The sequence below is a fragment of the Fluviicola chungangensis genome, from assembly GCF_007558725.1.
Classification (GTDB): domain Bacteria; phylum Bacteroidota; class Bacteroidia; order Flavobacteriales_D; family Crocinitomicaceae; genus Fluviicola; species Fluviicola chungangensis.
The window spans coordinates 262,536-276,508 of sequence record NZ_VLPL01000002.1; the positions used below are offsets into that span (position 1 = coordinate 262,536).

At 41.7% G+C, this 13,973-nt stretch carries 15 protein-coding genes; 9 read left to right on the forward strand and 6 right to left on the reverse strand.

Annotated features, from left to right (window positions below):
* Positions 1-34: 34 nt before the first annotated feature.
* On the forward strand, positions 35-268 hold the full coding sequence (locus tag FO442_RS04795; RefSeq protein WP_144332017.1) for a hypothetical protein: 234 nt from the start codon (positions 35-37) through the stop codon (positions 266-268).
* A 60-nt stretch (positions 269-328) separates the two neighbouring features.
* Entirely contained in the window at positions 329-991 is a 663-nt protein-coding gene (locus FO442_RS04800) for a hypothetical protein (RefSeq protein ID WP_144332018.1), read from the forward strand.
* Between the two features lie 9 nt (positions 992-1,000).
* Here FO442_RS04800 and FO442_RS04805 read toward each other — a convergent pair whose 3' ends face one another.
* The 5 genes from FO442_RS04805 to FO442_RS04825 all read right to left on the reverse strand — a co-directional run bounded on the left by FO442_RS04805 (position 1,001) and on the right by FO442_RS04825 (position 3,453).
* Positions 1,001-1,945: an NAD(P)-dependent oxidoreductase gene (locus tag FO442_RS04805; protein WP_144332019.1), complete on the reverse strand. Its 945-nt coding sequence runs from the start codon at positions 1,943-1,945 to the stop codon at positions 1,001-1,003.
* Between the two features lie 30 nt (positions 1,946-1,975).
* A complete protein-coding gene (locus FO442_RS04810) occupies positions 1,976-2,221 on the reverse strand; it encodes a DUF6327 family protein (RefSeq protein WP_144332020.1) in 246 nt (81 codons plus the stop codon).
* Entirely contained in the window at positions 2,221-2,571 is a 351-nt protein-coding gene (locus FO442_RS04815; RefSeq protein WP_144332021.1) for a competence protein, read from the reverse strand. Before FO442_RS04815 ends, FO442_RS04810 begins: the two co-directional genes overlap by 1 nt.
* Before the next feature lies 1 nt (position 2,572).
* Positions 2,573-2,893, reverse strand: a complete 321-nt coding sequence (locus FO442_RS04820) for a YtxH domain-containing protein (protein WP_144332022.1) — start codon at positions 2,891-2,893, stop codon at positions 2,573-2,575.
* A 122-nt stretch (positions 2,894-3,015) separates the two neighbouring features.
* The gene (locus FO442_RS04825) at positions 3,016-3,453 is read right to left on the reverse strand and encodes an Lrp/AsnC family transcriptional regulator (protein WP_246073815.1); all 438 of its coding nucleotides are present in this window, start codon (positions 3,451-3,453) and stop codon (positions 3,016-3,018) included.
* A 166-nt stretch (positions 3,454-3,619) separates the two neighbouring features.
* Between FO442_RS04825 and FO442_RS04830 the strand changes: the two genes are divergently transcribed.
* Positions 3,620-4,864 (forward strand): cystathionine gamma-synthase family protein, encoded by a 1,245-nt coding sequence (locus FO442_RS04830; RefSeq protein ID WP_144332024.1) that lies wholly within the window; start codon positions 3,620-3,622, stop codon positions 4,862-4,864.
* A gap of 198 nt (positions 4,865-5,062) precedes the next feature.
* On the opposite strand, the gene FO442_RS04835 is transcribed toward FO442_RS04830, so the two are convergent.
* The gene (locus FO442_RS04835) at positions 5,063-6,253 is read right to left on the reverse strand and encodes an acyltransferase family protein (RefSeq protein ID WP_144332025.1); all 1,191 of its coding nucleotides are present in this window, start codon (positions 6,251-6,253) and stop codon (positions 5,063-5,065) included.
* A 94-nt stretch (positions 6,254-6,347) separates the two neighbouring features.
* Between FO442_RS04835 and cysS the strand changes: the two genes are divergently transcribed.
* From cysS to FO442_RS04865, 6 genes are all read left to right on the forward strand, one after another.
* Positions 6,348-7,817 (forward strand): cysteine--tRNA ligase, encoded by a 1,470-nt coding sequence (gene cysS, locus FO442_RS04840; RefSeq protein ID WP_144332026.1) that lies wholly within the window; start codon positions 6,348-6,350, stop codon positions 7,815-7,817.
* A gap of 46 nt (positions 7,818-7,863) precedes the next feature.
* Complete coding sequence (gene rnpA / locus FO442_RS04845) at positions 7,864-8,250, forward strand: ribonuclease P protein component (protein ID WP_144332027.1); 387 nt, start codon at positions 7,864-7,866, stop codon at positions 8,248-8,250.
* Between the two features lie 237 nt (positions 8,251-8,487).
* The gene (locus FO442_RS04850; protein WP_144332028.1) at positions 8,488-10,128 is read left to right on the forward strand and encodes a S41 family peptidase; all 1,641 of its coding nucleotides are present in this window, start codon (positions 8,488-8,490) and stop codon (positions 10,126-10,128) included.
* A gap of 29 nt (positions 10,129-10,157) precedes the next feature.
* A complete protein-coding gene (locus FO442_RS04855) occupies positions 10,158-11,783 on the forward strand; it encodes an O-antigen ligase family protein (RefSeq protein WP_144332029.1) in 1,626 nt (541 codons plus the stop codon).
* Between the two features lie 70 nt (positions 11,784-11,853).
* Positions 11,854-13,203, forward strand: a complete 1,350-nt coding sequence (gene mgtE, locus FO442_RS04860) for a magnesium transporter (RefSeq protein WP_144332030.1) — start codon at positions 11,854-11,856, stop codon at positions 13,201-13,203.
* Positions 13,204-13,329: 126 nt separating this feature from the next.
* The gene (locus tag FO442_RS04865; protein ID WP_144332031.1) at positions 13,330-13,884 is read left to right on the forward strand and encodes a fasciclin domain-containing protein; all 555 of its coding nucleotides are present in this window, start codon (positions 13,330-13,332) and stop codon (positions 13,882-13,884) included.
* Positions 13,885-13,973 lie beyond the last annotated feature (89 nt).

The following is a 13,973-nucleotide window of genomic DNA, read 5'->3' on the forward strand; positions in this document are numbered from 1 at the left end:
TAATGATAAATTTGCTGCATTAATAATACTACCTATGAAAAAATTATCTGTTGGAATCCTGTTTGTTGTGATCCTGGCTTCTTGCAAGAAAGATCACGAATGTTATTGCGAGTACTATACAAATGGTTCAATGCAAACAACGAATACCTTTACTTTCAATGAAACGAAAGCCAAAGCCAAGAAGAAGTGTGATGACTTGAATTCCGAAGGAAGTTTCGCGTATGGGGGAATGTCGGTTTATAATGAAACAAAATGTAGTTTGAAATAGTTTTTTGAATACTTTTGAGTAAGCTGTTCGCTACGGCGAATGGCTTTTTTTGTTTTGATTATGAAGAATTTGATTCTATCTCTTGGCCTTGTTTCGTCTCTTGGTTCCTGGGCACAGGTGTTCCATGTGTCCGATACTTCGGCTTTGTTGGTGAAAACAACGACTCAATCTCCTGCCCATTGGTATATTGAGGTGTTTTCGGATTGCCCCGTAGACACAACTCTCCGATGGAAAGCAACTCATTTTGACAATATTCCCGCGGAATGGGAAATTTTAATGGATGATCAAACGGTTTTCCATCCCAATGTGCAGGTAGGTGATAGTGCTGATTTTGCATTGTTGGCGAATCAGTCGTTTGCAACGAAGCTTATTATCGGAGCGATGCTGAATGGAACGCCCGGACATGGAATTTGTTACTTTGATGTTTATGATCCATACAATCCGGCTATTGTTCAGACGATCAGCTACGAATTTATTGTTACCCCTTCAACAAATGGACTTACGGATCTGAAAGACGATTCTTTTCTGGAATGGAAAGAAGGAGTTTTGAAAGTAAGGGATGGGAGGGAAGCAGATTTTGAGGTTTTGGATCTGTCCGGAAAGTGGCTGATAAAAAACGAACGAATAAATCAGTTGAAGGTGTCTGATCTGCCAAAAAATCAACAGTTAATTATTAAAGTAACACTTGAAAATAAACAAGCAATCATTAAGATTTACAATTGATTGAGTTGGTTAATCTTCAATATCCAATATTTTGTCGGCTAAAACAGAACTAAGTTTATAGTAGCTTTCTGTTGTCCAGCCTCCAACATGCGGGGTCAGCAAAATTCTGTCGGATTCCAGTAAGAATTTCAAGGATTCATGTTGCTCCTCATCAAAGAACTGTTCAAACGAATTTTTTTCAAATTCATTCACATCAAGACCGGCTGCTATTGTTGTTCCCTTGAGAATAGATTCAATTAATGATTTAGTTTCAACTATTTTTCCACGTGAAAGATTCAACAGGTAAATAGGTTTCCCCAAAGCGTCAAAGAACTCCTGGTTGGCGAAAAAGAGCGTTTCCTCATTTTGAGGAATGTGAAAAGAGATGACATCCGATTTTCTGAGCAATGCTTCCAGTGTTGCTTCGATCACAAAGTCATCTCCAAAACCTGTTTTGTATTTGTCATAAGCAAGTAAGGTGATGTCGAAACCCCGTAATTTTTTTGCAAAAGCTTTTCCGTTGTTCCCAAATCCAATAATTCCGACGGTTTTTCCATCCAATTCGACTCCTCTGTTTCCTTCGCGGTCCCAAATTCCGTTTTTCACATCTCTGTTCGCCGTATGGATTTTGTTCATCATAGATAAAAGCATCCCTAAGGCATGTTCTGCAACAGCGTTTCGATTCCCTTCCGGCGCGTTGTAAAGCTGAATTCCACGTTCGGCACAGTAGTTTTCGTCAATGTTTTCCATTCCTGCACCCGAACGGGCTATGAATTGAAGGTTGGGAATATGCTGTAAGAAAGATTCGTCCATGGTGAATCGCGAACGGATCACTAAACCATGAGCATTTGTCAGTAAGCTTTCACACTGTTCTCTTGTCCAGTCATGAGCTTCTATACATTCATATTCACCGCTTTGAATAAGTCGTTCGGAAAGAACCGGATGCACGGTATCAAGAAAGAATACTTTTTTCATGGAATGAATTTAGTACTCCGAAAGTACCGTTTATTCTTTAAACGGTTTGATCACAAACTGTAAAATCAGCTTGATTACCTGTTCGATCAGCGAGAAAGTGTTGCGATTGGATTCCCCGATATAGTCCTGAAGCAGATTGATAGGTTGGAGGTTCTCACCCGTTTTTTCGAGGTTCAGTTTGATTTTCTGTGCATGGATTTCACGTTGTACCTTCAGGATTTGAAGGTCCAGCTCGATTTCTTCAAAAGAAGAGTATATTTTCTGCTTTCTTTCCATCAATCGTTAAAAAATAGTTTAGAAAATGTCCTTAGAATAGGGCGTTCAATGAATTTAAGCCGCAGGAAGAGAATTAAAATAACTATGACAAAATAAGCACCTGCAATGATCAAAAAGCCCAGGGCCATGCTGTTCAAAGCGTCTCCAATGGCCATAGCAGCAGCAATGGAGCCGAAAAGAAAAGCAATCATCAGGAAGAAACCAATCACAAACAGCTTGACAATCGTTCGGGTTGATTTCATAACAAACTGAAATCCCCAAAGTTTATAGTATTGAACCGTGCTTTCTACGTAAGCTTTGGTTTCTTCCTGAATCTTTTGAGTGCTTTCTTTTAGTTCTTCGAATGCCATCTTATTTAGCTGTTGCTTTTTTTGCCGATCCTTTCAAAAGTTCTAATTTTTCTTCTAAAAGTGAAATTAATTCATCTTTTTCATGGAGTCCGCTTGAAATGGCCTGATCCAGAAACTCTCCCACATCTTCTCCTTTACGATGAAGCAAGTGAGCTAATTCATGGTATTTGTCCAATAGGTTATCCGTTCCCTTGCCTAAATTATCTTTCAATTTTTGGCGTGTTACAGATCCTTTATCAGGTGCAAGTAAAATTCCGATACCTGCACCAACCACAGCACCTGCAAGAAGCGCGACGATAATATTTCCTGTGTTACTTGACATGATACATTGTTTTTATGTGTTCCTAATAAATGTAACCAAAAAATCCTGCTATTTGAAAAGAAGCGCGATCTTTTAACGTTAATTTTCATAATCATGCAAATAACATCCAACCGGCTTTGCATTTATTTCAGTTCCGACATCACGAAGCTGCTGTTTACCTGTCCGATATGTGGAATACGTGCCAATTGGTTCTTCAGGAAATCCTGGTAAACTTCCATATTCGCTACTTCAATTGTGAGCATATAATCTGTTGCACCGGCTACGTGATAGGCATGGCTGACTTCCGGAAGTTCCCGAATGGCGCTTTCAAAAACATCGATCCCCTCTTTTTCATGACTTTTCAGGCTTACCTGGCAAATCACTTTCAGGTCTCTGCCTATAGCCTTCCGGTTGATTAATGCCGTGTAACCCTGGATAACGCCTATGCGCTCCAAACGCTTAATTCGTTCAAAAGTTGGCGTAACTGAAAGCCCGATTTTTCCTGCGACCTCTTTGTTGTTCATCTTGCCATTTTCCCGGAGCAAGTTGATAATTTGCTTGTCTATAGCGTCTAATACCATGATACCGTGTTCGATTGAGAAAATATTTCTGTCTTTTGTCCTTAATTTGTTAAATAAAGGAATAGAATAAATAGTTTTTTTAAAAATACAGAATAATATTCTTCGAATAGGAAATGAGGCAAAAATTTGATTTACTTAGAGGAGATATTAACGTATAAAATTCTTAATGAAACCGGAAAGTTTAATGATGAGCTACGGGTACAAACCCGCTCTTTCGGAGGGGGCTATCAAGTGTCCGATTTTCCAGACTTCAACCTTTGTATTCAATACAGCTGAAGAAGGAAAGGCATTTTTCGAAGTAGCTTATGGGATTCGTGAAAAAGGAGAGAATGAGGAGTTGGGATTGATTTATTCACGCCTGAATAACCCGGATTTGGAGATTCTCGAAAATCGCTTGTGTTTATGGGATGAAGCAGAAGACTGTGCCGTTTTTGAAAGCGGAATGTCTGCAATTTCAACCGCATTAATGGAGTTTTTGTCTCCGGGCGATTTGTTGCTTTATTCGCGCCCGGTGTATGGTGGTACAGACCATTTTATCAATCACTTCCTGAAGAAAATGAATATTGACTCAGTCGGGTTTCGCGCCGATGAGGATTTTGATACGATTATTGCCCGGATTGAAGCTACCGGGAAGGCAGATCGCTTGCGGATGATTCATATTGAAACACCGGCCAATCCAACCAATGCACTCATCGACATCCAAATGTGCGTGGCGATTAAAAATCGGTATACTACTTCGGAAACATCCGTTGTATTATCTGTGGATAATACCTACATGGGGCCATTGTGGCAACACCCGTTAAAACACGGGGCCGATTTGGTCTTGTATTCTGCCACCAAATACATTGGCGGACATTCGGATGTAATTGCCGGAGCTTGTTTGGGATCTAAGGAACTGATGGCACGGATTAAAGGGTTGCGCACATTCCTTGGTAACATGGCAGGACCGTGGACCGGTTGGCTATTAATGCGCAGCCTGGAAACCTTGAAAGTTCGGATGGAAGAACAGGCCAGAAATGCAGTGGAAGTCGCTAATTTCCTGCGATCTCATCCAAAAGTAAGCCGGGTATACTACCTTGGATTTATTCCCGAGCAAGGAAATGAAAATGAAAAGCGTATTTATGCCGAACAGTACACATCCAGCGGGGCTATGATCGCCTTTGATGTTGTTGGTGGAGAAAAAGAAGCATTTAATTTCCTGAATAATCTGAAACTGATTAAATTAGCGGTGAGTTTGGGAAGTACGGAAAGTTTGGCAGAGCATCCTGCTACGATGACACATGCTGATGTACCGCAAGATGTGAAGGAAGCAATGAAAATATCTGCATCTCTTGTCCGTTTATCGGTCGGTGTAGAACATTATGAAGATATTATTTCAGATATTTCACAAGCGTTAAACAACGCTTCATGATTTTTCTCCGTCATAGATAGAGAAAGTGGGAGTTTAAAATTGATTTAATTGCAAGAACAAGAACCCCAACGCTTACGCTGACCTTGTTCCACCAAAGCGGTTACGCAAAGGGGAAGAGCTACAGCGAAGGCAATAGACACCACACAGTCTAAATTACTACTGCGTAAACCCGGTTGATGAAAATTCGACCGGGATTTTTTATTCTGATCGATCTCCTTTCGTGATCCATTTTCCTATTTTTTCTGAGAAGCGAATGCTGCTTTTATCAATCCATTGGTAATAGAAATGCGAAATCAGGAATGACACCGCCATGCAACTGCCAAATGCAACCAGGAATGGAATAAAATAACTTCCGGGTTTCCATAACTCGAGGAAAATGTAGCATCCTAATGAACACAGGATGGTTAAATGAACCAAATAAAAAGAGAAGGAGATTTTCCCCAGATAGAGAAACGGTCTCAATGAAAAGAAACGAATGAAATTTTTGTCAAAGCAAATAACGAACAAGATGCAGAAAGCTCCCAGTACATGGAAAAGATCATAGCTGCTCGTCCAGCTCCAGTCTATGTACTTCCACATGCTTTGCTGGGTGAAGAAACCTTGTGGGAAAGAACTGAAATAGATACCTGCCAGCAAAAGCAACCATTTGATACAACTGCCTTTTATTCCTTTCGGGAAAGAGAATGCATAGACAAAAAGGCGACTGATCAATGATCCGAGTATAAAGGCAGCATAAAACTTTTTGTCTGTGAAGAGAATGAGAGTTGCAACAAGAATGTGAAGCAGGATCGTTTTTTTATGATCACCGGTTAATGCCAAAAAGGAAAACAGCAGCAAGGATCCCAGGAATTCAATAGTCATGGTCCACAGAACCGCATTGTACCGGTTGTCATTATTGAGAAATACATCGATGAATACATTCCTGATCATATCACCGGGACCTTTCATTCCGGCAAAAAGGTTCGTGAGCCAATCCTCTGATTTTGTAATACCTCCTGTGTGCTGGGAAGGAAAAAGTCCGCATAAGTTCATCACGTAACTGATGATAATTATTACAGCGACAGGGAGAAATAACCGGAAGTAACGCTTGGCTGCGTAAGTCCTTAAAAGCTTCTGACTTCCCGAAAAGTGAAACTTATAGCTGAGCACAAACCCACTCAAAACAAAGAAAATGGAAACGGCAAACCCACCATTAAAGAATATATTCAAGGGAGTTTTTGCGATGAGTAATTCAGTTGTCCCGTTCCCCAAATGGATTTTCTCCGGGTTCAAATAGTTAATAGCAGGAAAGAAGGCCAGCCCGAAATGATGCAGAACCACAATCAGCATAGCCACTCCGCGCACGCCGTCCAGGAAACCCAGTTTACTTTTTTGAGATTCAGTATTCATGCCCGGCTAAAGTATAAATAAAATGTTTGGGAAGCTGAAGTCAACGATTCTCATTATCTTCGCACAACGAATTTTTTTTAAACAGATAACAGCAATGAGCTCACATTCCAAACTTCAGATTTACAACAGCCTTTCGGGTGAAAAAGAAGTCTTTAAACCCATTATCGATGGAAAAGTTGGATTGTACGTTTGTGGGCCGACACTCTATAGCGAACCGCACATGGGTAACATGCGCACATTCATCAATTTCGATTTGATCTACCGCTATTTGATGTTTGTGGGTTACCAGGTAAAGTATGTCCGAAATATTACAGATGCCGGACACATCACAAATTCAGCCGGTGAAGCTGTTGATTCTATTGGGAAAGCTGCACGTATGGAACAGGTTCAGTCCCTGGAAATTGTATACAAATACAATGTGAAATTCCAGGATTTGCAGCGCATATACAACCTGCTTCCTCCATCCATTGAGCCGACAGCTACAGCACATATCCAGGAACAAATCGAGGTGATCGAGAAAATCATTGAGAACGGATTCGCATACGTGGTGAACGGGTCAGTGTATTTTGATGTGCGCGCTTACGGAGAAAAGTTTGAATACGGAATCTTGAGTGGTCGCAAAGTGGATGAATTGGCAGAAGAAACACGGGAGTTGAACGCACAGGAAGAAAAACGGTTTTTTGCGGATTTTGCTTTGTGGAAAAAGGCAAATCCGGATGATATGCAGATCTGGCGTTCTCCCTGGGGCGACGGAAATCCGGGATGGCACATTGAATGTACTGCTATGAGCACCAAGTATTTGGGTGATCGGTTTGATATTCACGGTGGTGGAATGGATTTAAAATTTCCGCATCACGAAGATGAAATTGCCCAGAGCTGTGGTTCAGTGGGAATAAGTCCAGCGAATTACTGGATGCACGCCAATATGTTGAATGTGAACGGGCAGAAAATGTCCAAGTCACTGGGAAATTATTTCCTGCCGAAGGAAATAGTGGATGGAACAACTGATGTTTTCGACAAACCGTATTCTCCGCAGGTGATCCGTTTTTGCATGATGCAGGCGCACTACCGCAGTACCCTGGACTTCACTCCGGATTCGTTGAATGCCGCTGAAAAAGGGTTCGTTCGATTGTCTGAAGCCTATGAAAAATTGGGGTCGCTGGAAGCAAAAGAAAGTTCCTCTCAGGATGTGCAAGGGTTGGTGGATTCATTGTATAGGGCAATGAACGATGATTTCAATGCACCCATGCTCGTGGCAGGTTTATTTGAAGCCGTGAAATACATCAATACGATTTCAGAAGGAAAAGCAACGATAACGAAAAGTGATTTGGAATTGTTGACGAAGGAATTTACCGGATTTGTGTTTGACGTACTTGGTTTGACAATCGAAAAGGCTTCTTCGGATAGTGCATTAACAACCGTTATGGACCTGGTTTTGGATATGCGTAAAGATGCCCGTGAAAACAAGGATTGGAGTACATCAGATAAAATTAGAGATCGTTTGGCTGAAGCCGGAATTGTTGTGAAGGATGGCAAAGATGGTGTGACGTGGACGGTAAAATAGACTTTAAAGACGGAATTTAAGTCTTGTGTCTTTAAGTCTTTAAAAAGTGGAAAACTTCGGAAAAGCATACAAGCTCTGCAGTCGAAAAACAATCGACCGTCTCTTCAAGGAGGGAAAGCAATTGCGTGCATTTCCGCTGACTGTTTATTACCTCGAAACAGAATTCGTTGAGAAAGTTCCTTTCCAGGTGGTACTTTCTGCGCCCAAACGCCTGTATAAACATGCTCATGATCGCAATTATGTAAAACGGTTGATGAAAGAAGTTTTGCGCAGGGAAAAACAACCTTTGGAAGATCTGCTGAATGAATCCGGGAAGCAATTGGCGCTTTTTATTATCTATGCAAATAAAGAGATCCTGACTTACCCCGAACTGGAGAAATGTGTCCGCAAATTAGTGGTAAAGCTCCTGACGGAATTAAAAAACGAAGGGTAAAATAAAAATGGTCTTGAAGCAATCAATTCTCCGTTCGTCAAAAAACCTAAAAAATCAAGTCCGATTCCCAATCTTTCGGTATTTTTACCTTCTCAGATTCCATTTTGCGGAATGGTTTTTGAAAGTCGTCAAATAAGAGCCGGTTGTTGCTGGTGATACAACAAACAAGCGTTGCGCCTTCGCTGAAGCTACTGCGTAAGCGATAGCGCAGATAAAAAGAATATATAGTTAAGCAATATGAAACAATTCCTTCATGTTTTCGCCTTGATAACCGTCCTCATTGGTTTCAGTACTACGGTAAAGGCTCAATCCAACGGATTCGAAGAAATAAAGTCCATGGAGTTAATGGACCTCATTTTTCAGCAGCTGGAAACCAATTACGTCGATGAGATCAAGCCGGGAGAAATGAGCAAAACAGCTATCGATGCCATGCTGAAACAATTGGATCCGTACACCGTTTATTACCACGAGTCCAATATGGAAGATTACCGCATGATGACTACCGGACAATATGGTGGAATCGGCGCATTGATCCGCAAAATGGGAGATTACACGTACATTGCTGAACCGTACGAAGGAAAACCTGCTCAACTTTCGGGAGCAATGGCTGGAGATAAAATCCTGTCCATTGACGGAAAAGACATGAAAGGAAAACCGAGCGATGAGGTTTCCGACGGATTGCGTGGCCCGAAAGGATCCACCATTCAATTGCGTATTGAGCGCGCCGGTCAGGAAAAAACAATTTCCATCACACGCGACGAGATCAAATTGGCAGATGTTCCGTATTTCGGAATGCTGAACAACAGTACAACGGGTTACATTAAATTAAATAGCTTCACACAAACCGCTTCCGCAGAAGTCATTGCGGCATACGGGAAATTGAAACAGCAGGGAATGACGAACCTAATCCTGGATTTACGTGGAAATGGTGGTGGTTTATTGATTGAGGCGGTGAAGATCGTAAACATTTTTGTAAAAAAAGGTCAAACGGTTGTTACGACAAAAGGTCGCATTCCGGAAGAAAACAGGACCTACGCAACCTCAGCAGATCCACTCGATTTAACCATTCCGTTAGTTGTCCTGGTAGATGGTGGCTCTGCGTCTGCTTCTGAAATTGTTTCAGGAAGTTTACAGGATTTGGACCGGGCTGTAATTATCGGAGAGAACTCTTACGGAAAAGGATTGGTGCAACGGACCTTTGACTTAAAGTACGGGTCCAAGATCAAATTGACGATCTCAAAGTATTATACACCTTCCGGTCGCTGCGTACAACGCCTGGAATATTACGACAAAGAATTGGGGGATAAGCCAAAGGCAATTGCGGATTCCCTGTTGAAAACCTTTACAACGGCAAATGGCAGAAAAGTCATCGACGGACGTGGAATCGAACCAGACATTGTCGTTGAAAAGGACGATTATTCCCGCTTGCTTTTGATGCTGGTAAGTAACAATGTCATTTTTAATTTTGCAACCGATTACAAGCGATCTCATGAAACGATTGCACCGGCAAAAACATTCCAATTGACTCCGGAAGACTATGAAGCCTTCAAAGCATACGCGCTGAAACAGGATTTCACGTATTCGACGGCTTCTGAAGAACAACTGGAACGCATGAAGAAGACCGCTGAAGATGAAGGTTATTTCGAAGATATCAAGACGGATTACGAACAGTTATTATCCAAAGTAACACCTTCAAAGGAACGAGACCTGGATAAATTCAAAGATGAAATAACAGAGATTTTATCCAGTGAGATCGTATCACGCTACTATTATCAAAATGGTCGTGCGGAATTGGCCTTCCAATACGATAAGGATGTCCAAAAAGCAGTGGAGGTTCTTTCAGATTCTAAAAGAGTAAATACTATTCTCGGAAAATAAGCGTTATCGATTTTATATAGCGATTACTTATGCTGGATAAACTGACCGGGAAACCCGTTCATTATTATATTCAATTGGTTGCAATGATGGGAATTGCGGCGGGATTACCGTTTAGCAAAATTCCGCTTTCCATTGGAACAGTACTTTTAGGATTGAATGTCATTTTGCTTTGGGATTGGCGCATGGTTTGGAAAAGTTGGAGTTCCAATCGCTGGTTATGGCTTCTTTTCGCATATTTTGCAATGGAACTTCTTTCCGTTTTCTGGACATCAGATAAACATGAAGCATGGAATATGATCCGAAGGGAATTAACCCTTTATGCAATTCCGCTCACGCTGATCGCAATTCCATTAACCGCATTTAAACATTACAAATGGGTAGTGTTGAGTTTTTTATCTGCCGTTTTTATTACCAGTTTTATTAACGTAGGAACTTATTTTCACTGGTGGGGTTCCAAAGTCTACGACGATATCCGAAGTCTTTCCCTGTTTGTGTCACATTTGCGTTATGCCATGATGATCGTTTTGGCCTTGGTTTTTTGTGCCGCGTGGTGGATCCGCAGATTTCCGTACCGTTGGATCGCTGTGGCACTTGCAGCCTGGTTTATCTATTATACCATTCTTTCTCAGATCTGGATGGGCGTATTTACGCTTTCGGGAATCGTTTTAATGATGTTCTGGTTTAAAGTGAAGTCGATTCGCAGGCTTTGGATCAAACGGTCATTTATTTTGGCATTCAGCGCCTGTATTTTGTTTGTAGGTATTTTCCTGTACATCAAGCTGCAGCCCGTACCGCACAAAGTAGAGTTGAGCAGCTCCGATTATGTCAGAAAAACAATCAATGGAAATCCGTACACTTTTGATGTACTTTCGAAGATGAATTGGGAAAATGGATACCCGGTACAGGCTTTTATTGCGGACGAGGAACTGGAAAAGGAATGGTCCAAATCTTCCCGGGTGAATTATCGGACGGGTGTGGATTTAAAAGGAAACCCCATCCGGAATATTTTATGGAGGTACATGACCTCCAAGGGGCTGAGAAAAGATTCGCTTGATTTTCAGAAAATGAGCAAACAGGATATCCGGAATGTGGAAATGGGGTTTGCTTCCATTGAAATGGCAAAAGGCGGAATCTCAGCGCAACTCTATCGCATGCGCAGCCAACTGAAAGATGCTGAAGACCCCAATGGAAAATCACTCCTGGAGAAAATAGAATCCTTAAAAGCCGGGATCACAATTATCAAAGCTCATCCGATTTGTGGTGTCGGTGTCGGTGACATGCGAAAGTCTTTTGCACATGCGTATAGAACCAATGGATCGAAATTAAAAATGGATGAACATATTTTGTTGACACACAATCAATTTCTTACCACCTGGATTGCTGGCGGAATAATCTGCTTCCTTGCTTTCATTGGCTTCTGGTTTATCCAGCTAGCCACCGCTTTGAGGATCAATGCATTTGAATGGACGGGTTTTTTGGTGATTACCATGCTTTCTTTCCTCATCGAAGATACCTTACAGACCCAAACCGGAGTTTCGTTTGTAGCGTTCTTTTTTGCATTTTTCATTACCGGGAGAACCATTTTATATCCGGGAAGAGCTGTTGAACGAACAGAACGATCGATGAAAGCAAAATCAACTTCCCGGCAGATTTAATGTTCGGGTAATCCGAAAGGGTTGCTTCTTCGCATTGAAAGGCTTACTTTTGCACCTAAATTGAGGATCCATGCGTTTCGAACTAACGAAAGAATTTCTAGAGCGCATCCGGCAAGCTATCGCGTCGGAGGATGATCAATGGATCAAACAACACATCACCGACCTTCACTTTGCCGATATTGCGGAAATCATGGATGAATTGTCCATGGAACAATCCCGGTACTTGTATTACCAATTGGACGAAGAGCTGCAGGCCGACGTTTTGATGGAATTGGAAGAAGAAGTACGGGACCGGTTCCTTGCTTCTTTGTCCAGCAAAGAGATGGCAGAGCAATTGGAAAACCTGGATTCCGATGATGCTGCCGACATCCTGGGAGAACTCCCGGACGAAAAAATCCAGGAGGTCATCTCTCAAATGGAAGATGATGATGCCGCGGATGATATTGTCGACCTGTTAAATTACGATGAGGATACAGCCGGAGGGCTTATGCAGAAAGAATTCATCCAGGCACGATTGGACTGGCCGGTAAACCGGGCCCTGGTAGAACTTCGCAGACAGGCTGAAGACGTGGAACAAGTGTACACGATCTATGTCATTGATGACCTGAACAAATTGGTCGGCGTGCTCTCTTTGAAAAGGTTGCTTTTCGCCAGTCCTAAGACCCCGATTCGTGATTTGTACGAAGGGAAGAACCTGATCTTTGTTACCACCAGCGATTCTTCGGAAAAGGTGGCAAAGGTCATGGAAAAATACGACTTGGTTTCAGTTCCGGTGGTAGACTTGCAAGGCAAATTGGTGGGGCGCATTACAATCGATGACGTGGTGGATGTGATCAAGGAAGAAGCGGATAAAGACTTCCAGCTGGCATCGGGGATCTCTGAAAAAGTAGAATCCAATTCAAGTGTTTTCCGCATCTCAAGAGCACGGTTACCCTGGCTTTTGATTGGAATGTTGGGAGGAATTTTAAGTGCACAGGTCATTTCACGATTTGAAACAAACATTACACATCTTCCGGCACTGGCTTTTTTCATTCCGCTGATTACAGCAATGGGAGGAAATGTGGGGGTACAATCTTCAGCAATTGTTGTACAGTCATTGGCTCGTGGAAACGATCCTTTTGACAGTATTTTTTCGAAAGTTGGAAAGGAGGCTATTGTAGGTTTGGTAAACGGCTTGCTTTGTTCTTCCCTGATTTTTGGAATATCCTATTTCTTCAATGATTACCTGCTGGCATTGGTGGTCAGTATTTCTTTATTGACCGTAACGATTTTCGCTGCTATTTTCGGAACAATGATCCCGTTGATCCTGAACCGGTACAAAATAGATCCTGCATTGGCAACAGGACCCTTTGTGACTACTACCAATGACGTATTGGGTCTGTTTATTTATTTCACGATAGGTCTTTTATTGTTGAATTAATGCGCTGTTTTTCAGTTGTTTGTGATTTTATTTTAAAATAATTTCATTTTTTTCTACTCTTTTAAAATCCAAAACTTTTTACCGGTCGTAACTGAGTCAAATTAGTTAAATTCAAAACTTACGATTATGAAAAAGGGATTATTATCAATTGCATTCATTGCTTCAACAGCTTTATTTTCAAATTCATTTGCTCAAACTGTAATGGTTGGCGGCGAATCTATGTACCCGGCTAAGAACATTGTGGAGAATGCAGTAAACTCCAAAGACCACACAACATTAGTTGCGGCTGTTAAAGCGGCAGGTTTAGTTGAGACATTGCAGGGAAAAGGTCCCTTCACAGTATTTGCGCCGGTAAACGACGCATTCGAGAATCTTCCGTCAGGAACAGTAGAGACCCTGCTGAAACCGGAAAACAAAGCGACGTTGACGAAAGTCTTAACTTATCACGTAGTTGCTGGAAAAATGGACTTCAATACGATTGCGGCAGCCATCAAAAAAGGAGGCGGCAAAGCTGAAATGATGACCGTTTCAGGAGGAAAATTGTGGGCGATGATGAATGGCGACCACAACATTTCCATCAAAGATGAAGCAGGAAATGTTGCCAATATTTCTACTTACGATGTATACCAGTCAAACGGTGTTATTCACGTGGTAGACAAGGTATTGATGCCTAAAATGTGATTTCCACGGTAAAGGTCTTGAATTAATTACTGACAGAGTTACAGCAACAAACAAATTCAAGACAAAGTACTGCTAACAACTCGTAGCGG

Excerpts from the sequence above, each read along its gene's own strand:
- FO442_RS04795 (WP_144332017.1), top strand. The coding sequence starts at position 35 with ATGAAAAAATTATCTGTTGGAATCCTGTTTGTTGTGATCCTGGCTTCT.
- FO442_RS04800 (WP_144332018.1), top strand. The coding sequence starts at position 329 with ATGAAGAATTTGATTCTATCTCTTGGCCTTGTTTCGTCTCTTGGTTCC.
- FO442_RS04805 (WP_144332019.1), bottom strand. The coding sequence starts at position 1,945 with ATGAAAAAAGTATTCTTTCTTGATACCGTGCATCCGGTTCTTTCCGAA.
- FO442_RS04810 (WP_144332020.1), bottom strand. The coding sequence starts at position 2,221 with ATGGAAAGAAAGCAGAAAATATACTCTTCTTTTGAAGAAATCGAGCTG.
- FO442_RS04815 (WP_144332021.1), bottom strand. The coding sequence starts at position 2,571 with ATGGCATTCGAAGAACTAAAAGAAAGCACTCAAAAGATTCAGGAAGAA.
- FO442_RS04820 (WP_144332022.1), bottom strand. The coding sequence starts at position 2,893 with ATGTCAAGTAACACAGGAAATATTATCGTCGCGCTTCTTGCAGGTGCT.
- FO442_RS04825 (WP_246073815.1), bottom strand. The coding sequence starts at position 3,453 with ATGGTATTAGACGCTATAGACAAGCAAATTATCAACTTGCTCCGGGAA.
- FO442_RS04830 (WP_144332024.1), top strand. The coding sequence starts at position 3,620 with ATGAAACCGGAAAGTTTAATGATGAGCTACGGGTACAAACCCGCTCTT.
- FO442_RS04835 (WP_144332025.1), bottom strand. The coding sequence starts at position 6,253 with ATGAATACTGAATCTCAAAAAAGTAAACTGGGTTTCCTGGACGGCGTG.
- cysS (WP_144332026.1), top strand. The coding sequence starts at position 6,348 with ATGAGCTCACATTCCAAACTTCAGATTTACAACAGCCTTTCGGGTGAA.
- FO442_RS04850 (WP_144332028.1), top strand. The coding sequence starts at position 8,488 with ATGAAACAATTCCTTCATGTTTTCGCCTTGATAACCGTCCTCATTGGT.
- FO442_RS04855 (WP_144332029.1), top strand. The coding sequence starts at position 10,158 with ATGCTGGATAAACTGACCGGGAAACCCGTTCATTATTATATTCAATTG.
- mgtE (WP_144332030.1), top strand. The coding sequence starts at position 11,854 with ATGCGTTTCGAACTAACGAAAGAATTTCTAGAGCGCATCCGGCAAGCT.
- FO442_RS04865 (WP_144332031.1), top strand. The coding sequence starts at position 13,330 with ATGAAAAAGGGATTATTATCAATTGCATTCATTGCTTCAACAGCTTTA.